The 20,943-nt window shown below is 57.1% G+C and carries 20 protein-coding genes; 16 read left to right on the forward strand and 4 right to left on the reverse strand.

The features are described from left to right. The 16 genes from AC0L3K_RS35820 to AC0L3K_RS35895 form a co-directional block, all read left to right on the forward strand. Window positions 1–1,089 (forward strand): DUF4082 domain-containing protein (locus AC0L3K_RS35820; RefSeq protein WP_473367805.1); only part of this gene is annotated, 1,089 nt, incomplete at its 5' end. Between the two features lie 10 nt (window positions 1,090–1,099). Beyond that, the gene (locus AC0L3K_RS35825; RefSeq protein WP_018456747.1) at window positions 1,100–1,423 is read left to right on the forward strand and encodes a hypothetical protein; all 324 of its coding nucleotides are present in this window, start codon (window positions 1,100–1,102) and stop codon (window positions 1,421–1,423) included. Then, the gene (locus AC0L3K_RS35830) at window positions 1,401–3,614 is read left to right on the forward strand and encodes a peptidase domain-containing ABC transporter (RefSeq protein WP_473367806.1); all 2,214 of its coding nucleotides are present in this window, start codon (window positions 1,401–1,403) and stop codon (window positions 3,612–3,614) included. Before AC0L3K_RS35825 ends, AC0L3K_RS35830 begins: the two co-directional genes overlap by 23 nt. A gap of 107 nt (window positions 3,615–3,721) precedes the next feature. After that, entirely contained in the window at window positions 3,722–5,038 is a 1,317-nt protein-coding gene (locus tag AC0L3K_RS35835; protein ID WP_473367807.1) for an HlyD family type I secretion periplasmic adaptor subunit, read from the forward strand. A gap of 853 nt (window positions 5,039–5,891) precedes the next feature. Further along, window positions 5,892–6,404, forward strand: a complete 513-nt coding sequence (locus AC0L3K_RS35840) for a glycosyltransferase (protein ID WP_473319239.1) — start codon at window positions 5,892–5,894, stop codon at window positions 6,402–6,404. 290 nt (window positions 6,405–6,694) lie between these two features. Then, window positions 6,695–7,759 (forward strand): Gfo/Idh/MocA family protein, encoded by a 1,065-nt coding sequence (locus AC0L3K_RS35845; protein WP_018456743.1) that lies wholly within the window; start codon window positions 6,695–6,697, stop codon window positions 7,757–7,759. A gap of 22 nt (window positions 7,760–7,781) precedes the next feature. Beyond that, the gene (locus AC0L3K_RS35850; protein WP_473367808.1) at window positions 7,782–9,284 is read left to right on the forward strand and encodes an oligosaccharide flippase family protein; all 1,503 of its coding nucleotides are present in this window, start codon (window positions 7,782–7,784) and stop codon (window positions 9,282–9,284) included. A 25-nt stretch (window positions 9,285–9,309) separates the two neighbouring features. Further along, window positions 9,310–9,807 (forward strand): acyltransferase, encoded by a 498-nt coding sequence (locus AC0L3K_RS35855; protein WP_473367809.1) that lies wholly within the window; start codon window positions 9,310–9,312, stop codon window positions 9,805–9,807. A gap of 97 nt (window positions 9,808–9,904) precedes the next feature. Continuing rightward, entirely contained in the window at window positions 9,905–11,083 is a 1,179-nt protein-coding gene (locus AC0L3K_RS35860; protein WP_473367810.1) for a DegT/DnrJ/EryC1/StrS family aminotransferase, read from the forward strand. Beyond that, window positions 11,056–12,081: an NAD-dependent epimerase/dehydratase family protein gene (locus tag AC0L3K_RS35865; protein WP_247363341.1), complete on the forward strand. Its 1,026-nt coding sequence runs from the start codon at window positions 11,056–11,058 to the stop codon at window positions 12,079–12,081. Before AC0L3K_RS35860 ends, AC0L3K_RS35865 begins: the two co-directional genes overlap by 28 nt. Before the next feature lie 155 nt (window positions 12,082–12,236). Then, a complete protein-coding gene (locus AC0L3K_RS35870; RefSeq protein WP_473367811.1) occupies window positions 12,237–13,094 on the forward strand; it encodes a glycosyltransferase in 858 nt (285 codons plus the stop codon). Between the two features lie 298 nt (window positions 13,095–13,392). Next, complete coding sequence (locus AC0L3K_RS35875; RefSeq protein WP_473367812.1) at window positions 13,393–13,797, forward strand: UDP-N-acetylglucosamine--LPS N-acetylglucosamine transferase; 405 nt, start codon at window positions 13,393–13,395, stop codon at window positions 13,795–13,797. A gap of 277 nt (window positions 13,798–14,074) precedes the next feature. Continuing rightward, entirely contained in the window at window positions 14,075–14,239 is a 165-nt protein-coding gene (locus tag AC0L3K_RS35880) for a hypothetical protein (RefSeq protein ID WP_473367813.1), read from the forward strand. Beyond that, window positions 14,236–15,378, forward strand: a complete 1,143-nt coding sequence (locus AC0L3K_RS35885) for a DegT/DnrJ/EryC1/StrS family aminotransferase (RefSeq protein WP_473367814.1) — start codon at window positions 14,236–14,238, stop codon at window positions 15,376–15,378. The genes AC0L3K_RS35880 and AC0L3K_RS35885 overlap by 4 nt, the downstream gene beginning before the upstream one ends. Before the next feature lie 17 nt (window positions 15,379–15,395). Then, window positions 15,396–16,376: a glycosyltransferase gene (locus AC0L3K_RS35890; RefSeq protein ID WP_473367815.1), complete on the forward strand. Its 981-nt coding sequence runs from the start codon at window positions 15,396–15,398 to the stop codon at window positions 16,374–16,376. Window positions 16,377–16,439: 63 nt separating this feature from the next. Next, window positions 16,440–17,321, forward strand: a complete 882-nt coding sequence (locus tag AC0L3K_RS35895) for a glycosyltransferase family 8 protein (protein WP_473367816.1) — start codon at window positions 16,440–16,442, stop codon at window positions 17,319–17,321. Window positions 17,322–17,482: 161 nt separating this feature from the next. Here AC0L3K_RS35895 and AC0L3K_RS35900 read toward each other — a convergent pair whose 3' ends face one another. The 4 genes from AC0L3K_RS35900 to AC0L3K_RS35915 all read right to left on the reverse strand — a co-directional run bounded on the left by AC0L3K_RS35900 (window position 17,483) and on the right by AC0L3K_RS35915 (window position 20,589). Beyond that, window positions 17,483–18,145, reverse strand: a complete 663-nt coding sequence (locus AC0L3K_RS35900) for a transposase (protein WP_473367817.1) — start codon at window positions 18,143–18,145, stop codon at window positions 17,483–17,485. Continuing rightward, window positions 18,051–18,350 carry a transposase gene (locus AC0L3K_RS35905; RefSeq protein ID WP_473367829.1) on the reverse strand — a complete coding sequence of 100 codons (300 nt, stop codon included), beginning with the start codon at window positions 18,348–18,350 and terminating at the stop codon, window positions 18,051–18,053. Before AC0L3K_RS35905 ends, AC0L3K_RS35900 begins: the two co-directional genes overlap by 95 nt. Window positions 18,351–18,816: 466 nt before the next feature. After that, window positions 18,817–19,710, reverse strand: a complete 894-nt coding sequence (locus tag AC0L3K_RS35910) for a class I SAM-dependent methyltransferase (protein ID WP_473367818.1) — start codon at window positions 19,708–19,710, stop codon at window positions 18,817–18,819. Between the two features lie 102 nt (window positions 19,711–19,812). Beyond that, the gene (locus AC0L3K_RS35915) at window positions 19,813–20,589 is read right to left on the reverse strand and encodes a class I SAM-dependent methyltransferase (protein WP_473367819.1); all 777 of its coding nucleotides are present in this window, start codon (window positions 20,587–20,589) and stop codon (window positions 19,813–19,815) included. Window positions 20,590–20,943 lie beyond the last annotated feature (354 nt).

Here is a 20,943-nt window from a genome sequence, read left to right on the forward strand (position 1 = left end):
CTGGCGAGCGCGACTTTCACCAACGAGGGCAGCAGTGGCTGGCAGACCGTCACGTTCAGCAATCCCGTGTCCATCGCCGCTGGCATCCCCTACGTCGCGAGCTTTCACAGCAACGGCCACTATGCCTCCAGCAACAGCTACTTCACCACCGCTCGCACCAGTGGTCCGCTCACGGCTCCTGCCAACATCAATGGCGTCTACACCTACGGAACGAGCAATCTCTTCCCGACCAGCACCTACAAAGCCGCCAACTACTGGGTGGATGTCATGTTCAACAGCTTGAGCGGCGGCGCCAACCAGTTACCAGTCGCTGCGAACGACAGCGGCCTCTACGTCACGCAGAACGTCCCCTTCGCGATACCGACCTCGGTACTGCTTGCCAACGACACCGATCCCGATGGCGATAAGCTCACGATCACGAGCGCGAGCGGCGGTGTGAATGGCGTTGCCAGCTTCAACGCCCAAAGCAACAGCGTGATCTTCACTCCGACGACCGGCTACACGGGATCGGCGTCCTTCAACTACAGCATCTCCGACGGCCATGGTGGCACCGCCAGTACATCCGTCGCTCTCAATGTGACCGCTGCGTCTTCGACGACTGTGAGCCTGTTCAGCGCAAGTCAGGTGCCTAGCATTGTGGCAGCAAATGATCCAAATTCAGTGGAACTGGGCGTCAAGTTTCAGACGTCTACCCCAGGCGATGTTGTCGGCATTCGCTTTTACAAGGGGCCGTCCAACACGGGCACCCACGTAGCGGATCTTTGGAGCAGCACTGGGAATTTGCTGGCAACCACGACATTTACCAGCGAAACGGCCGGCGGCTGGCAGCAGGTCAATTTTGCCACGCCCGTGACGATCATGCCGGGAACCACCTACGTCGCCTCCTATCACACCGCCGGAAATTACGCGGCTGATCCGGGCCTCCTCGCCAACGCAATTACCAACGGACCTCTGACGGCTCCATCCTCGGCATCGATCGCAGGCAACGGTGTGTTTGCGTATGGGACGGATAGCCTATTTCCAAACAACACTTACAACGCAACGAGCTACGGCGTTGATGTGGTTTTCAGGCAGCAGCTCGCAGCATAGGAGATACCAGATGCACGCCGAACTTTATACCGACGGAATCGAAGAAATTACCGTTAGCGGAACCATCGTCCGCGTCGATCTGGTCAGTCTTTCACCGACGGAGCGTGACGCCAACAATGTCCCGAAACGCGTGTTTTCTCAGCGGCTGATCTTTTCGGTCGAATCCTTCGCCAATTCGGTCGATGTGATGCAAAAGGCGCTTCAGGGGTTGGTCGACGCCGGCGTAGTCCGGCGAAATCAGCCAGCCGAGTCGCACAACAGTACGTCGGTCGTACGCGATGCGCTCGCGCCCAGCACGCCACGGTCTCATAATGTCTCTTCGAACTTCCGGTGAAATCGACGCCGCTGGTGGCGCGAAAGGTCGGGTTGTGGAACCGTCTGGATTGGCGACGCAGACGGCATTGGAGTGCCTGTCCAAGATTGCCGGTTATCATGGGATCGACCTGCCGGTCGAGCGTCTGAAGCACGCCTATGCCGTAGCCGCTCCGCTCTCGTTGAACCTTCTGTTGCGCATGGCCAAGGATGCAGGTCTGCGCGCGAGAAGCACGAAAATCGAGTGGGGTGCGCTGATCCGTCTCGGAGAAGCCTATCCGGCGCTGACGCGGCTAACCAATGGCAACTGGATCGTTGTCCTTGGTGCAGGACTGGGAGCTGAGGGCACTGAGGTCGTCAGCGTCTTCGACCCGCTCGCCGACCGCAAGGACGAGGTCTTGGTTGTCGACCGGGACCGATTCTGTGCCCAATGGGCCGGGGACACCATCCTGATCAAGCGCGAGCAGTTGACACAGGATGGGCGCAGAAATTTCGGCCTCCGGTGGTTCGTACCGGAATTGCTTCTTCAATGGCGACTGTTCAGGGACGTCGCGATTGCCGCCATCATGCTCTATGCGTTGGGCCTCGTCGTCCCGATCTTTTTCCAGCTCGTCATCGACAAAGTTCTGGTTCACGAGAGCTACACCACGCTCTACGTACTCGCGGCAGGCGCGGCCGCAGCACTCGTCTTTGACGCGATATTCGGCTTTCTGCGGCGCTACCTGCTACTTTATGCGACCAATAAGGTCGACATTCGAGTTGCTACAAAGACGTTCGGTCATCTCCTCGGGCTGCCCGTCACCTTCTTCGAGCACATGGCAGCGGGGGTCTTAGTCAAGCACATGCAGCAAGCGGCGCGGATCCGAGAGTTTCTGACCGGCCGACTATTCTTAACCACCCTCGACGCGCTTTCGCTATTCGTCTTCCTGCCGGTACTTGCGATCTACAGCGTCAAGTTGACGCTTATGGTTTTGGCCTTCACTGCCGCGAGCGGTGCTGTTGTCGGCCTGCTCATGGGCCCTTTCCGGCGACGTCTTTACGATCTTTACCAGGCGGAAGGTGCGCGGCAGGCTCTCCTCGTCGAAACAGTTCACGGTATGCGCACGGTGAAGTCGCTGGGGATGGAGCCCGTGCAGGGCAGGATTTGGGATAGCCGCTGTGCACAGTCGATTACCATGCGATTCGGTGTCGAGAAGATTTCCGCCGGTGCCCAGGCGCTCACCGGATTTCTCGAGAAGATCATGACACTTGGGATCATCGCTGTCGGAGCACTCGATGTCTTCGCTGGAGATATGACAATCGGCGCGCTGGTCGCGTTTAACATGTTGGCCGGCAGGGTCTCCGGACCACTGGTTCAACTCGTGACCATGGTGCACGAATACCAGGAAGTTGCTCTTGCCGTGAAAATGCTCGGCGAGGTGATGAATCAGAAGCCTGAGCGAGATGGCAAGAAAGATGGGCTGCGGCCCGACTTCGCCGGAAAAATCGAGTTCGAAAGCGTTTCTTTTCGCTACGGAGCTGAGGGAGCGCCGGCGCTCGATGATGTCTCCTTCACCGTCGAGCCAGGTTCGATCTTCGGGATCGTGGGCCGAAGCGGCTCCGGCAAGACGACGCTCACAAGGCTGATTTCGGGCATGTATCCGGTGCAACAGGGGCTGCTCCGTGTCGACGGATACGATTCGAGGGAACTCGACTTGGCACACCTGCGCCGAAACCTCGGAATCGTCTTGCAGGATAATTTCCTGTTTCGAGGGACGGTCCGCGACAATATCGCATGCGTGAAACGGGACGCGACATTTGCCGAAGTCGTCGCTGCGGCGCAGCTCGCAGGCGCCGACGAGTTCATCGAGCGGTTGCCCCGTGGCTTCGACACCATGCTCGAGGAAGATGCCTCGAACCTGTCCGGCGGGCAGAAGCAGCGGCTCGCGATTGCGAGGGCTCTGATCGTCAATCCACGGATCGTGATTTTCGATGAGGCGACGAGTGCCCTCGATTCCGAAAGCGAAATGATCATCAAGCGCAACCTCCGCCGTTTGGCGGCAGGGCGTACCGTCATCATCGTCTCGCATCGGCTGTCAATGCTGACTGAAGCAAGCCGGATCCTGGTGATGGACCGCGGCCGAATCGTTGACGTGGATCGCCACGACCACCTCCTGTCGAAATGCACCATCTACAGGCATTTGTGGAACCAACAGATGAAACAGATTGCATGATGGAGCCAAGGCAACCACGGACGGACGCGAACACGAACGGTCTGGTCCTGGCCAGAACGGTCGAGCGACGGCGGAAGCTATTCAGGCCGGTGCCGAGGCGAGCGCCTGTGATCGCCGAATTCCAGTCGGATGCAACCGAAGTCGAGCAGCAAGCGCCGCCGCGGCTCGCGCGTCTTACCCTCTACAGCGTGCTTGGACTGATTGCCTTCGCGGTCACCTGGGCATCCGTTTCGCAAGTGGAGATGATCGTCACGGCGCAGGGGAAATTGACCACGACACGTCCAAACCTGGTCGTACAGCCGTTGGAAACGTCGGTCATACGCGAGATCCACGTCAAGGCCGGTGATCGCGTCAACCGCGGCGACGTTCTGGCTACGCTCGATCCGACCTTCTCGCAGGCTGATTTCGATCAATTGCGCGGCAGGGTGGCTGGTTTCGATGCGTCGATCGATCGCCTGGGCGCCGAAGTGAATGGAACGGAGTATGCCGCCAAGGAGCTCACAGATGCGGACCAAATCCTGCAGGGCAAGTTGTTCTTGCAGAGGAGAGCCGCCTATGAGGCGCAGATCCAGAATTATGACGCACAGATCGCTTCCGCTCGAGCCAATCTGAAGACAGCGCAGGACGAAGAGACGGTTCTCCTTCAGCGACTCGATACGATGCGTTCAATTGAAGCCATGCGCACCACGCTGATGGACAAAGAGGTCGGTTCGAGGCTGAACTTTCTACTGTCTCGCGATGCACGGCTCGAGGTTGAGAGCAATCTGGCGCGCGTTCGTGGCAGTATCGCCGATACGACCCATCGGCTGGACAAGGCCCGCGCTGACCAGAAGGTCTTCACCGAGGAGTTTCGTCGCACCACTTATCAGGAACTGGCAGAGACGCTGCCGAAGCGCAACAGCGCAGCAGAGGAATTGAAGAAAGCCGACCGTCGTCGGCAGCTGATCGTCCTGCAGGCGCCGGCAGATGCCGTGGTGCTGGACATCGCAAACCGCACAGTCGGCTCGGTGGTTCGCGAAGCGGAAACGCTGCTTGTCCTGGTTCCTCGTGATGTGCCTCTCCAGGCGGAGGTCAATGTCGAGGGTCGGGATATCGGTCAGGTGGCGCTTGGACAAGCGGTCCGGATCAAGTTCGAAGCGTTTCCTTTCCAGAAGTATGGAACGGCAACGGGCGAGGTCCGCGTCATCAGCCAGGACACGTTCTCGCCGGATCCGAAGGCCGAAGGTGCGCGCCGCGCGCCAGCTCCCTATTACCGCGTACTGGTCGATTTGTCCGACACGCACCTTCGGCTGCCGGCTGAGCGCATTCAACTGATTCCGGGTATGGCCGTGACGGCCGAACTGAAAGTCGGCAAGCGCACCGTGATTTCTTATTTCCTGTACCCCTTGCTTCGCGGTCTGGATGAAAGCATCCGGGAGTACTAGGCATTCAGCGCCATCGGCGATTCAATGAAAGCAATTCCAACGGCATGCAGCACGCTTCGCATGAATTGCAGACGATTGCAGGCCATCGTCTGACGGCCGCACAGCAGAGGCACCATCGACGTGATCCGATGGGATCGGATGGCACACAGGACCGCAATGGCTTAAGTGCGCGCCGACGGAATGCACGGGACTGCTGGCTCGCGGCGTGAAGATACCAGCTAATGCCGAAGCGAGTACGAGCGGTGCCTGCTATCAGCGGTATTTGCGGGGGTGGGCGGCCTTCCGCCATATTCCGGTAATGCGCGATCTGCCTGTCTCACTTTGCACAGGGGTCACGGCGCGAGCCGGGGGCCGATCGAAGACGAACGTCGCCTGGTCCGCGCCACACCGGTGTTGCGAAGGGACTGACACCCGGTAGAGCCACGTGCAGCGGCGAACCGATCGCCTGGAATGTTCTGCGCATCGAGACTGCAAAGCGCGTCGGCCGCTGAGGTGCAGAATAATAATCGAGAACATGGCTTATCTGGCCCCGATTAATCCGCCTTACGCGAAATTATTCAAAAATACCCGAGGTTTGCAAGCGATTACGTATTTTGAAAACCCGACAATTTAATCACTTGAAAATAAAAGCTGCCCCTGTATTATAAGATTATAAATCAAATACCAAAATTAAATAATTTGAATGGTCGTGTTTCTTCGCAGGAGCCGTGATGCGCGCGCAGCGTCGATATTCGAAACATGACCGAGACCGTGGCTCTCGCGAGCGAGGCCATGCGCAGCCGGCAGCGCATGTGGCGGCGATACATCAGGACCAAGACTGCTTGCCGAGCGCTTAGCTATGAAGGAGCGTGTCATGATCTTCGTAACCGTCGGTACGCAAGTCCAGTTTGACCGTCTGATCCAAACGGTCGACGATTGGGCCGGTGCACGGGCGAGAAGCGATGTTTTCGCTCAGATCGGGCCATCAAAGCATCAGTGCAAGCACATCCGCACCGAACGATTTGTTGACCCCAGTGGATTCAGGAATTGCGTTGAGGCGGCAAGCCTCGTGATCGCTCATGCAGGCATGGGCTCCATTATCACCGCCCTCGAACTTGGAAAGCGAATCATTGTCATGCCGCGTCGTGCGAGCTTGGGCGAACACCGAAACGATCATCAGGTCGCAACGGCAAAACAGTTCGCCGCACAGGGCCGGATTGAGGTCGCTTTCGAGGAAAGGGAATTATCCGACAAGCTCGATCAATTGGACGTCCTCAACCGATGCGAGCGCCTTGGTGGTGAAGCATCACCACAGCTGATCCTGACAATTCGGACTTTTATTGAAACGGGACATATCCGTTCACAACCTACCAGCGCTTCAGCTTAGGCGGTCAATATGGAGCTACAAGACAGTCGAGCCTCTTCTCCTCGCCGGTCGCGCCGGAACGATGATGGAAGGGGTGCATTTACCAACAACGAGGACTGCCGAATGAACGCGCAGCCATGCTCGACGTATCCTCCATGATCGTGAGATGGAATGTCGGAGATACACTGCGCGTGTGCCGGCGTTCATTTTCCACTGGGTATTGGCCAGCAGTTCGGCTATCGCCAGAGCAACCGAAAGCCATAGCCAAGTAAATTCTACATTTCACCCGATTTCAAACCACTGGTGCAGTTATGTCGAACGACACAATAGGAATTGGAGTTATCGGATACGGCTATTGGGGACCGAACTTGGTCCGCAATTTCGCTGCTCATCCCTCGGTTCGTCTAGTCGGCGTATGCGACTTTGATTCGGAAAAGCTCGCGGCAAGCAAGCGGCTTTATCCGGGGGTGATAACGACGTCCTCCTGCGACGAGCTGCTCAAGAACCCTGCCGTCGATGCCGTGGCCATCGCTACGCCGGTTAATACACACTATGAACTGGCTCTATCCGCACTGAAGGCGGGCAAGCACGTTCTGGTGGAGAAGCCGCTTGCACAAAATTCAGATCTGGCCCGACGCCTGATCGATGAGGCGGCTCGGCGCTGCCTGATATTGAGCGTGGACCACACTTTCATCTACACGCCCGCGGTGCGGAAAATCCGCGAACTCTTGGTCAAGAAAGAGCTCGGCAGTGTCTACTACTACGACAGCACACGCGCGAGCCTTGGCTTGTTCCAGAGCGATGTCAATGTGATCTGGGACTTGGCGGTGCACGATATTTCGATCATCCACTATATCTTCGATGAGCAGCCCGTTGCCGTTTCGGCGACAGGATCATGCCATGTGGTCGGCTCGCCGGAAAACATGGCTCATATAACGTTGTTCTTCGATAGCGCGTGTGTAGCCCACATTAGCGTCAACTGGCTCTCGCCAATCAAAGTCCGCCAGACGTTCATCGGAGGCAGCAAGAAGATGATCGTTTACGACGATCTTGAACCGACGGAAAAGATCAAGGTATATGACAAGGGCATCACAGTTGATGGCCCCTCCGACAAAGCCCATCAATTCCGGATCGGTTATCGGGCTGGCGATATGTGGGCTCCCCACGTGTCCCCGAAGGAAGCGCTGCAGGTCGAGGTCGACCACTTTATCGATTGTGTGCGCAGCGGGACGCGACCGATTTCAAGTGGCATGTCCGGACTGCGGGTGATCGAGGTCCTGGAGGCTGCATCCCGCTCGATCGCCGAGCATGGCAAACCGGTCCTGCTGAAACGCCAGCCGCGCAGGGTCCCGGAACGTGCGACGGCAACGGTCTGAATCATTGGCGGGCGATATTCAAATGCGCGAACAGCGCGACGGTCTTGCGATTAGTGCGGTACAACGCTCCATCCTGTTTTCGGCGGTCGATCGCTATGGCAGTCTTGTGCTGTTCCTGGTCGCTACCGCGGTTCTCTCTCGTCTACTATCGCCCGCGGAATTCGGAGTGTACGCGGTCGTCAATGCCGTCACCGCGGTAATTGGTGCATCCTTTCAGGAGTTCGGGGGCGGAAACTATCTGATTCAGAAGCGTGATCTATCGCCAGCCGATGTTCGCTCAGCTTTCACCATCTCGCTCGGGATCTCAGTGGCCATAGCGCTTCTTCTGTTTGTTCTTGCAGGCGCGCTCTCAGATCTTTTCGCCCAGGACGGTCTCAAGAGGGGCATTGAGGTGTCGGCGATGAATTTTTTCCTGGCACCAGTTTCGGGGACAATTTCGGCCTTGCTGCGCCGGGACATGAAGTTCGGCACGTTAGCCATTTGCAACTTCGCCGCGGGTGTGGCTGTTGCTCTGGTCTCGATCTGGCTAGCGATGGCGGGATTCAGCTATATGGCGCCGGTCTGGGGAGCCCTGACGGGAAGCGTGATTTTGACCTTGGCGCTGCTCGCCAGTCATCGGGACTTAAACGCACTGCGTCCCTCGCTCCTCAAATACCGCGAGATCGTCAGCTTTGGCCTTTATGCCAGCGGGGTTAGCGTCATCAACGTCTTCTACAATCTGGCGCCCCAGCTATTCCTTGCAAGAATTCTGGACTTTATGTCCGTCGGTCTGTACAGCCGCGCGATTAACCTAACGCAAACGTTCGACAAGCTCGTTACGCAAGTATTGAACCCTGTGATCATGCCGGCGATTGTCGCAAGGCGCGAAGCGGGGGACGACCTGAAGGCCATCTATCTCGAGGCGATCGAGCTGCTTTCCGCCGCGCACTGGCCGTTCCTGATATTCGTGGCCATTATGGCGCGACCGATCATCGCGATCTGGCTCGGCGAGACGTGGCTGGAGGTCGTGCCTCTCGTGCGGCTGCTCTGCATCGCAAACATGGCGCTTTTTGCAGCGTGCTTGAGTTATCCCATGCTTGTAGCGGTTGGAAGCGTGCGGGACGCTTTGATCTCCTCCTTCATCTCCCTACCTCCGTCGCTTCTTGTAATTTTTTGCGCATCCTTCTTCGGTGTGCAGGCTGTCGCCGCCTCCGCCGTTTTGACGTTGCCCTTCCAAGCTGCAGTTGCGATCTATTTTATCGGCCGGCACCTAGGCCTTAGGCCAACGGACATTACTCGCGCGCTGATGAAGAGTGGGGTCGTCACAGCGATAACAGCATTGGGCACATTCGGATGCGCGGCGCTGACGGAACAGGGAATCCTGACGTCATTTGTCGGTTTGGCCTCGGGATTGTGTGCTGCGGCGCTTTGCTGGTGCCTAGGGCTGCTGCTGACCGGCCACCCGCTGCTGCATCAGCTCCATCTCGCTGCAGCTAGTCTGGCCCGTGTTGCACCGAAGCTGAGGCCATCGCGTTCGGCCCTGTGAGGCCTTGCGATTCGTGGAGGCGGAGATGCCCATTACGAACGACGTAAAGCTCGGTAAGGACGTCAGGATTTTTCATCCCGATCTAGTCAACCTGTATGGTTGCACCGTTGGTGACGAGAGCAAAATCGGAACCTTCGTCGAAGTCCAGGACGGGGCAAAGATAGGCGCGCGTTGCAAGATATCGTCGCACAGCTTCATCTGCGAGGGCGTCACGATCGAGGATGAAGTGTTTGTTGGTCATGGTGTGATGTTCACGAACGATAAATTCCCGAAGGCAACGACCGCGGATGGTCGTCCTCAGCAAGCGTCGGACTGGACACTGCAGCGCACTCATGTCGGTAGGGGAGCTTCCATCGGATCGAACGCGACCATTCTGTGCGGTGTGACAATCGGTGCGGGTGCCTCCGTAGGCGCGGGTGCGGTGGTGACGAAGGACGTTCCGCCCGGCGCCATCGTCGCCGGAGTGCCCGCTCGGCTTCTGTTCGGAACTGAGAACACCGTTCTGGGCGATAAACCAGTTTAAATCGAGAGGTGCACGGTATCTAATTTAATGCTTGATTTAATACAATAATGCGAGTTAATTTGTTTATACAATTTTACTCCATCCAAGGTGTTGAATCTTGATACCCTTCCTGGATCTGAAAGCCCAATATAGCCAGATCAAGCCGGAGATCGACGCCGCGGTCGCGAGAGTCGTGGGCAGCGGTCACTTTGTGCTCGGCCCAGAGGTGGCTGCCTTCGAGGAACGCTTTGCGGAGTATTGCCGGGCCGCCCATTGCCGCGCGGTGAACAGCGGAACTTCGGCGCTTCACCTTGCCTTGTTGGCGGCCGGCATCGGACCCGGCGACGAAGTCATCACGGTGTCCATGACGTTCGTTGCGACAACCGCAGCCATTCTCTACAGCGGCGCCAGGCCCGTGTTTGTCGACGTTGACCCGTTAACATGGACGATGCATCCCGGCTCGATCGAAGCTGCGATAACACCACGAACCAAAGCGATCCTGCCGGTCCATCTCCACGGGCTGATGGCCGACATGGATCCCATCATGGAGATCGCGCGTCGTCACGGTCTGGTCGTCATCGAGGACGCCGCGCAGGCGCATGGCGCGGAATACCGCGGACGTCGCGCAGGCTCGATTGGCGATCTGGGATGCTTCAGCTTTTACCCCGGCAAGAATCTTGGAGCTTTTGGCGAGGGTGGGGCCGTCGTAACCGATCGACCTGAATTGGCGCGCCGCGTGTCACTGCTAAGGGATTGGGGACAGGAGACGAAATACAATCACGTCATTCCCGGATACAACTATCGCATGGACGAAATTCAGAGCGCGATACTGAACGTCAAGCTGGACTACATCGAGCGCTGGACGGAAGCGCGTCGGTCGCTCGCCGAGCGATACAATGCACTGCTGTCTGATCTGCCATTCGCGCGTCCCCAGCCTCCCCACCACGCCCGCCACGTGTACCACGTCTATGCGGTCAGATCGCCGTGCCGCGATGAGGGGCTGACGCTGTTGCGTGACGCCGGCATCGGCGCCGGGATCCACTATCCCGTTCCCGTGCATCTCCAGACGGCCTATGCGGACCTCGGTTATCGTGCCGGTGATCTCCCCGTCACTGAGATGCTGGCGAACGACTTCCTCTCTCTTCCCATTTATCCGGAGTTGCTGCCGGAACAGGCGGTTGAAGTTGTCTCGACATTGAGGAACGCGGCGGCGCTGCAGCCCAGCGAAGCCGTCAGCAATCGAGCGGAGCATCCACAACACGTCATGACATGGTCCCACAGCAGGAGGGCGTCTTGATCGATCTCAAGGGAAAACGCGTTCTGGTCACCGGCGGCGCAGGTTTCATTGGTTCCCACATCGTTGATCTGCTCTGCGATGAGGGCTGCATCGAGATTGTTGCCATCGACAACATGATAAGAGGCCGGCCGGAAAATCTCCGGCGCGCGCTCGGGCGTGGGCCGGTGAGATTGGTTCACGGCGACATCCGAGATCGCAAGCTGATGGAAGCGTTGGTCAAGGCTGCCGATATCGTCTTCCACCAGGCCGCACTCCGCATCACTCATTGTGCGGCCGAACCACGCCTTGCCAAGGAGGTCATGGTGGATGCCACCTATGACCTGTTGGAGTTGTGCATCAAGCACGATATCGAGAAGATCATCGCAGCGTCGTCGGCGTCCGTATATGGCATGGCCGAGGAGTTTCCGACGACCGAGCGGCAGAATCCGTACAACAACCGAACTCTCTATGGGGCTGCCAAGGCGTTTAACGAAGGGCTCCTGCGGGCCTTCAACGATGTAAGCGGCCTCGACTATGTGGCATTCCGATATTTCAACGTCTACGGCAGCCGAATGGATATCCACGGACGTTACACCGAGGTCTTGATCCGTTGGATGGAGCGCCTGGAAGCCGGATTGCCTCCGATTATTTTTGGTGACGGCCGCCAGACCATGGATTTCGTCCATGTCCGCGACATCGCGCGTGCCAATATCCTTGCGGCCAGGGCGAAGATTACTGATGAGGTTTTTAACGTCGGGAGCGGCACTGAAACCAGTCTGACCGAGCTGGCGACTGTGCTTGCGTCCGTGATGGGACACCGCGGCTTGACACCCGAATTCGCGCCCGAGCGCTCGGTCAATCCGGTGCCGCGACGGCTGGCGTCGACGGGCAAGGCAGAGCGTTTGCTTGGTTTCCGCACCACGGTCTCGCTTGAGCAGGGGCTCGCCGATCTCGTAAAATGGTGGCGATCCGAACGCGATCTCGCTTCGGACCGTCAGCGACAGGCAGCAGCATCGTGAGTGCGGCTGAGGCAGAACGCGCGGCCGCGCCATCTGAATAGATTTCGTTGGTGCCGTGGATAGCAGCTCTAGCAGGGGATGCGCCGCAGAGACTGATGGACCCTGCGGCCGCCTCAGAGAGGTACGGAAATCTGATTCATTCCACCGGGCCCGCCATGATTTCGATCGTCGTCCCAGCTCACAACGAGAGTTCCGTGATTGCACGGACGTTGAGCCAATGGGTTGGCAAGCCAGCTTCGGACGAGCTGCGCGTTGTCGTCGTTTGTAACGGCTGTACAGACGACACTGCGAATGTCGCCCGGCGTTTCGGCCCGACTGTCAAGGTTGTGGAGTCGGACACTGCAAGGAAGACCCACGCTCTGAACCTTGGTGATCAAATCGCGGACATGTTTCCGCGAATTTATGCTGACGCCGATATTGTTATTACCGTTGATGCCATTCTAGCTTTGGCAAGACGCCTGAATGAAGGTGACGTTTTGGCGGTGGCGCCTACGGCAGAGATCAATCTGGCGGGCTGTTCCTGGCTGGTTCGCAAATACTTCGGAATTCGGTCACGGCTGCCGTCCTCGCGCGAGGGAATCGGCGGTTCAGGCGTGTACGCCTTGTCCGAGGCTGGACGCAGGCGGTTCGGCCAATTTCCAGACATCACTGCTGATGACACCTATGTCCGACTTCAGTTCAGACGGGAAGAGCGGGAGACTCTGGCCTGCGTGAGGTCCACGGTGTTCGCCCCACGCACTCTGCTGCAGCTCGTTACCGTCAGAACACGGGCCTATAGGGGAACATTCGAGCTCGCCCGGCGCTTTCCCGAGCTGCGCGCAAACAAGGGAGCGGCCAATAACTGGACACTCGTCACACTGTTCAAAGAACCTCGCTTGTGGCTCGGCTTGTTGATCTATTGCTGGGTCAACATTGCTGCTCGATGTAACGCTACCACAGGCGGCCGACCTGGAGATCATCTCTGGCAACGAGACGAGACTTCGCGGGTGGCGCTGCCGGATTCGATCAAATGAGGCGCCAGTTCGGTTGGGCGCGTGATAGGAAAATCGAACGGGTCGCGCCATATAAAATGCTTGATTTTAAATACCCGCCTGTTAATTTAAATAGTAATTTAATAATAAATGCAAGCAATTCGAGGCTTTCGATCCGCTCGTTCAGGGGGAGCTCGCGAATCTTGCAGCATCTTAGGGAGGCCAGCCAATGCTTCGGAGCCCGGTCTTTCACCACAACGCGGTGCTGAACCCCAATAGGGAGCGGTCACGGAACGTACGGCCGAAAGTGCTGGCAGTCTCCTCGGGTGGGGGCCATTGGGTGCAGCTGTTGCGGATCAAACCCGCTTTCGAGCATTGCGATGTTACGTTCGTCACCGTCCATAAATCTTATCGCATGGAGGTGCCCGAACACAAGTTCTACCTCGTCAACGATGCTAACCGCTGGACCAAGATCGCACTGTTGAAAGCAGCGCGCAGAATCGCCTGGATCGTTTGGAATGAAAAGCCGGACATCGTAGTCTCGACGGGTGCCGCTCCGGGATATTTGGCGCTGCGGTTCGGACAAATGATGGGTGCGCGCACCATCTGGCTCGACAGCATCGCCAACGTTGAGCAGCTTTCGATGTCGGGAGACCGAATTGGCCATTGCGCCGACCTCTGGCTAACGCAATGGCCTCATCTGGCGCGACCCGATGGACCCCACTACACAGGCGCGGTGCTGTGAGCTTCGCGATGGGCGGAACGCCTGGATATCTTGAGCACTTCATCCACACGGTTGATGAGTGGGCCAATGGGGCTGAGCGACTCGGCACACAAGCATCGCACGACCGCACGCATTGGTTTGTCGGATAGTACTATTGTTGTGGGCGGAAACGAGCAATGTGGAGTAGCAGGGACGCAGAGATCCCAGGCACGCGCCTTCAAATTCTAAGCTTAACCGCAGCGTAGCGACGCGCGTGCAACGCAGTTCTAGACATCGGACCTCGTCAAAGGAAGTGGAAATGAAAGAATCTCACGCCGGCGCGCATGTAATGGAGGCGGAGTACCTGCCGAATAATCGGGCCGCCAGCAGTGCGCTGGAGCAGGGCCCGCCGCAATTCGTGAAGTGGCGGCGCGTGGAACGCAAGCTCGCTGCGGTTAGCCCGCGAGAGGCGGTTGCATCGTGATCCCGATCGCAATGCCGCTCCTCGCCGACGAAGAAGCTGGTGCCGCGCGCGCAGCCGTCCTATCGGGCTGGGTGTCGCAAGGTCCGCAAGTCGCCGCCTTCGAGCAAGAATTCGCCACCCTGGTCGGCGCACCCTTCGCATGCGCTGTATCAAATTGTACCACAGCCCTGCAGCTCGCGCTGGCGGCGCTGGACATCGGCCCCGGTGACGAGGTGATCACACCGAGTCATTCTTTCATCGCAACGGCCAACTCGGTCCGGTTTCAAGGCGCAACACCCGTTTTTGTAGACATCGATCCGTTAACCTACAACATCGATCCCACCCGGCTGGTGGAAGCGATAACTCCGCGAACGCGCGCGATCATCGCCGTCCACCAAATGGGCATGCCTTGCGATCTTGCAGCACTTACCGAGATAACTGACCGCCATGGCATTGTCCTGATCGAGGATGCGGCGTGTGCTGCCGGCAGTAAAATCCGCATGAATGGGCAATGGGAGTCGATTGGAAAACCGCGTGGCCGCATCGGCTGCTTTTCCTTTCACCCTCGGAAAGTGATCACAACCGGAGAAGGCGGAATGCTGACCACCGCCGATCCGGAGCTTGATGGCAAATTCAGACTGTTGCGCCAACATGGCATGAGCGTCCCTGACACGGTGCGGCATGGTTCGCCTCTAGTAATCTTCGAGGATTATCTGGTCGTCGGGTACAATTACCGCATGACCGACATACAAGCGGCGATCGGTCGCAAACAGCTCGAACGCCTTCCGCAACTGGTGGCGCGCCGCCGCGCCATCGCTGCCAGGTACACCGAGCTACTGTCGAATTTCGAGGGGCTGCGCGTACCGGAGGAGCCCGAGTGGGCCAGGTCCAATTGGCAAAGCTATTGCGTGCGTCTGCCTGACCACCTTGACCAGCGCACCGTGATGCAAGGCCTGCTCGATAAGGGAATCGCGACACGACGGGGGATCATGTGCTCGCACCGCGAACCCGCTTACGCCATTGGGAAGCCGCGCCATGATCTCCGTCAATCCGAACTCGCGCAGGATCGGTCGATACTGCTGCCGATTTACGCGCAAATGAGCCAGGAGGATATCAATCGAGTTATCGGTGCCCTGCTGCAGCATATCCGAATAGCTTGATAGTCAGGATAACGGGAATGGCGAAGGTCGATATTGTTGTCCCCTGTTACAATTATGGGCGCTTCCTTGAGGCTTGCGTGTCGAGCATTCTCAGCCAATCCATTTCGGATTTGCGCGTACTTATCATCGACGACTGCTCCTCGGACAATTCGGTGTCAGTCGCAAGGAAACTGGAGCAAAGCGACCCGAGGGTGACGGTGAGAGCGCATTCGCGCAATCATGGTCACATCAATACGTTCAACGAAGGAATCGCGTGGGCATCATCCGAATACTTCTTGCTCTTGTCCGCTGATGATCTGCTGGTTCCCGGAGCCCTCCAGCGGGCAACGGAGATCATGGACGCAAACTCCGACGTTGTTCTTACATATGGAGAATGCATCCTCTGGTTTGACGACTTGCCGTTTCCTACGTTACCTGCGGGCGAGAACCATTCTTGGACACGGCAAGATCTGATAAAGGAGATGTGCACCACAGCCAGAAATGACGTTCCCTCAGCGACCGCAATTGCGCGGACACGGACACAGAAGGCGATCGGCGGATACCGCACGTCGCTTCCTCACGCCGGTGACATGGAGATGTGGTTGCGTTTCGCTGCGCATGGCACAGTTGTCCAGATCAATGCGGTGCAGGCGATCTATCGCAAGCATTCGATGGCAATGTCCAACGCCTACTATGCCAAAAGAATGCTAGATTATCGGCAATGCTTGCTTGCGTTCGAGAGCTTTTTTGATGAATGCGAGGATCGCGTTCGAAATGCGCGTAGTTTACGTGCCCTGGCCCGTCATAGATTGGCTGACCAAGTGTTTCGCAGCGGGATCGGATTGTTACGACGAGGCCGCGTTAGTGACGGCCTTGGCCACATCCGCGAAGCCATGACCATGGATCGCCGGTTGCGTTACTTTCCTCCAATTTGGCGAGTGCTGAAGATTCCGGGCAAGGATGGCCGTCGATGGGCGTTGTCTGTCATCAGAGGAGCGCCGGGCAAGCTATTGGAGTGATGAACATCTTCCGGGCTCGCGGAAAACAATCATTTCGCTTCCAGGAACCATGCGGGTCATCAGATGGAATCAAAACAGATGCGATCCCCAATCGTCCTTGCTTGTGACAGGCGCTATGCGATGCCACTTGCGACGACCCTACGGTCTATTGTGGAGACGGATAGGAGCGGCGAACCGTTCGTGTTTCATGTGCTTGTCGACGGTGTTTCCGAGCGTATTCGAAAGAGGATACTCGACTCCCTTCCGCATGGTTCTGCGTCGATCCGATGGATCGAAGTGAACCTGGAAATGTTCCGGGACTTTTCGACGATTGGGTACATTTCAAAAGTCACCTACGCCCGGTTCCTCATCCCGCGTATTTTTCCAGAGACTGTCTCCAAAGTATTATATCTAGACTCCGATATCCTTGTTCTTGATGATTTGCAGGCGCTCTGGACAACAGATCTCGAAGGAAATGTTCTTGGCGCAGTTTTGGACGGACTCGACTCTCAGCTGAAAAATCAAACCGTTCGCCTACCGGTACCGCGCGTGCATAACTACTTTAACGCCGGTGTACTTCTGATAGACCTCCACCAATGGCGAAAGGCGAAAATCTCCGAAACAGCCTTGGAATATCTCAAGCGCTATCCGGGATCGCCTTATTCGGATCAAGACGCGCTTAATGTTGCGTGCGATGGCGTTTGGAAAAGGCTCGCTTCCCGATGGAACTATCTAGCCTACAACGCAGAGCTCGATGTCTCTGAATTGGCAGGGGAGTACAAGCCTAGCATAGTTCATTTCACAACCTGGAACAAACCTTGGAGACCCGGCGTTCCGAACGCGAATGCCGCATTGTACGACTCGTTTCGAAGCCACACGCGGTTCGCGCGCAACTCTATGGACAAAATGGAAAGCACCCTGCGTATCGGTTGGTCCCGCATTAAGAGCTTCCAGGATGGGAGATGAGGCAAATCAACTCGCTCGGAAGAGGTGGTCGATCCCTAGCAGTCTGCTGAAAAACGTCGAGATAGAGAGTTTTTGTGTTCTCGCCGGTCATGTTGGGTCGGCGCGGTGGGGTTGGATGTAAGTTTTCAGCTTGGCGTTGGGTGCCCGCTGGCGCGGGATGGCTAAGCGGCAACCAGTTTGGGAATGCGGATCAGGTTATAGGCGATCAGATTGAGCAGGAAGTCGGCGGCGACGCGAGCGATGCCCCGATGTTTTGTCTTGCGCATGGTGCCGTGCTGCTTGCCCCATCCGAAGATACACTCGCCCGGCGCGATTGCGACATTCCGTAACCCGGATGCCGCGTGGTTCGCTCGTCGATGGCGCTGTTGCGGGTCTTGCCGGTTTTGGTGACAGGCCTGGTTCTGCGTCACATGCGGCGTCACGCCGATAGCGCGAAGATTGGCGACATGATCGGCGGTATCGTACGCCTTGTCCTCACCGGCCGTGATGCGGCGGCCAGCAGCTTTGCGCCTCGCCTTCAGCATGGTCTCCGAAGCCCGGCGTTCGGCGGTGCCATTGGCATGCGTGACCCTGCCGGCCACCGCCAGCCCGTGCTGGTTCCCCATGGTGGCGCCCATGTAGCAAAGCTTGGCCTCCAGTCCGGCCGCCCCGCGATAAAGCCTGCTGTCCGGGTCTCTGGTACTCGCATGGGTGTCATTCTTGCGCTTCTGGCCGTGGAAATTGGCGCCATCATCGTCGTCGCTGCCGTCCTTGGGACGAAAAATCTTCTGTGATGCCCAAGCCTCGATCAGCGTTCCGTCCACCGAAAAATGCTCGTCCGACAATAGCGATTTGACCTGAGAATGGTTCAGAAGCCCGGTCCAAGAACTTCGTGAACACATCGCTGTTCTGCAGCCGCTCCCGCTTCTTGGTGAAGGTGGTCGGGTCCCAGACTGGATCGTCCGGCGACAGTCCCACGAACCAGCGATACAAAAGACTGTAGTTCAGTTGCTCCATCAACTGGCGTTCCGAGCGGATGCCGTAAGACACCTGCAGCAACAAGGCGCTCAGCAATTGTTCCGGAGGGATCGAAGGACGTCCCTCGCAGCGTAGAGCTTCCCGAGGCTGGGTTCAAATCACTCAAAAAACATCACGGACAAGGTCCCGGACCTTCCGCAGCGGATGGTTCGCTGGCACACCCTTATCCGGCGCGATTTACGAAAACAGGCCGCCATGATCCGTACACCTCCCGCGCATGATCGTCTCCGCCGATTCGAGATGATAAAGTGAATCATCAAGCCCCCTCCGTGGCGAGGGGGTTCTTCAGCAAACTGCTAGATTAATCGGAGTAGCTCAAATGATCGAACGGTGTCCTCTTTAACCATTCATCGTGAATGTTGGCTGACTGAAAAGCAATCTTCTGGGTGAGGACCGCGTTCCGGGCGGAACCGACCCGTTGGATTTTTCGAAGTCGATGCTTGCCCTGAACGTGTGGAGGGCCGCCGACTCGGGCCATCTAAGCAGCGGTCAAGAGGAAAGCTACCTGATCTCCCTGTTGTTCGAGATTCAACTTCTCCGCTCGTTTGGCAAACCTTCTCAACTCGTGCCGGCTAAATAAATCGTCTGGACCGGATGTGAGCGGCTTGGACTTTCTGTACATTTCGCTGCCCCAGAACTGAAACGCAGTAGAATCGTCAATCGATTGCTTAACAGACAGGCTGCAGCGCTTGGCTAATGCGTTCATTCCCTCGCGAGAGGGGATTACAATGTGGCGCGGTGCATCCAGTTGGACCCAATTCGGGCCGTATTCCATCCATGCATGCGAGGACGACGTTGGGATGCGAACCAGGATGCGACCACCTGGCGCAAGTAGCTTTCTTGCATTGGCAAGACTTTGGTCCGGATCAGGGACATGTTCTAACGAGTGATTGAACATGATGAAATCAAACTCGCCGGACATACTTTGAAGTTCCGATTTGTGAATCGTCACGGCGCCTGATGCTGGTTTGGAAATATAAGGGTCTACTCCGGTAAGATTCTTGAACCCTGCCGCAGACATTCTGTGAAGGAGCCTCGCAGAGCCGCAGCCAACGTCCAGTACCCGAGAGCCAGGATCAATTCCGAAATCTCCGATGACCCCTACGATGGGATCGTACCTCATAAAGGACGCCACGGCTCCCAATACGCTTTTCATGCCAAATGCATGCGCATCCCTGATTGCGGCAAGCCGCGAATTTCGCGGAGGCGTGGTGAACGAATAATAGCCACTGGGGTAAAAACGACCCTCGTCTGCAACTTCCGACAGGCGCTGAATCGTTCCACAATCAATACATTCCTGGTATTCAAACCGCTCTCTTGTGCCAAACATCATCTCAACAAATACGTGGCGAGGATGTTCGCCGTCTGACAAGCAGGCTTTACAAATCATCTCAAGTACCCAGCCATAGCAGAGTATCAATCCGGCTTAGCCAGCATCGGAGAAGCCGGAACGGGTGTAAGAAGGCCGGGTTCGTCAACCAAACCCGCCAGTCGTTTTCCATTTTAGAAAGATGAACCTGACTCTGTCCGCGAGGCGAGTAAGCCGGCTGCTTCCGCTGCGCGCTCTCGGTTTTTCCATGCCCGGCGAGCCATCTGAAGCCTTCTCGACAAGGGTCAGACAGTCCAAATTCCGGGCTTCGTCCCAATCTATGGTAACTTGCTCGAGCACACGCAAACCAGATCTACTCGCAGCGTGGGCAAACAGATTTCTGCTCATAAAATTGCGCCAATGGGGATTGTTTCTGTAATCCGAGCCTGGGTATGTGTCTAAGTTCGAATGATGGAACAGTGCGCGGCCGCCTTGTCGCAGGATACGAGAAGCATCCTGTAGGTATGAAAAAACCGCATCATATTCAAAATGCACCATCGCATCAAAACAGAATATCGCGGAGACGGACCCGTCCGCGACGGGATGGAAATCGTAGCCGCTATTGGTATGCGCGCTTACTTCAGGAACATCCGAGAATCTTTTCTTGCAATGCCGCACATTCTCCTCAACGACGTCCATCAGGACGAGCGATCGCAGCGTGGTCTGGTCGCGTTTCGTGCTCAAAAAACGAGCGGAATGCCGACCGTGCCCGCACGCGAGTTCGACGGTTGACGTCGTATCCAATCTCTCGAACAAACGCCGGAATGGCGTCCCCGGCTTCCAAAACGGGTCGGTCCAGGCATCCGATTCCGCTTTATCGTAATAATCTGTGCTCTTCCAATCGTGCGCGATCTCTAAAGTTCGCGAGGAAACCGTGGTCATCACATTATCTCCATATTTAATCGCGATGCGTTAACTAATTACGCGAGCGACGTCAATATAGCACGAATTAATCGGAATATTAACCCCGGCGTCGAATCTCGTGTTGTCGGGTCCATGCGCATTCCACGGGGCCGGGCGGCGGATTCCAGCGGAATCCGAGCGCGAACAGCTAATGTCCTGGAGGTGACGGCTTGGATAGGAGGGGAGGCGGGCAGCAAAGCTGCCAAGTTCCGGCACCTCGCCGCCCGATGTCCCCTCAATCGGCTCGGGGAGTTAATTAGATCGTGGCGGCGCAAGCCTGTTTTCTTTGACCGATTAATGTGATTTAATTGCAGTCAATCGGAATATTAACGT

This window comes from Bradyrhizobium sp. MI1.10, from assembly GCF_055811035.1.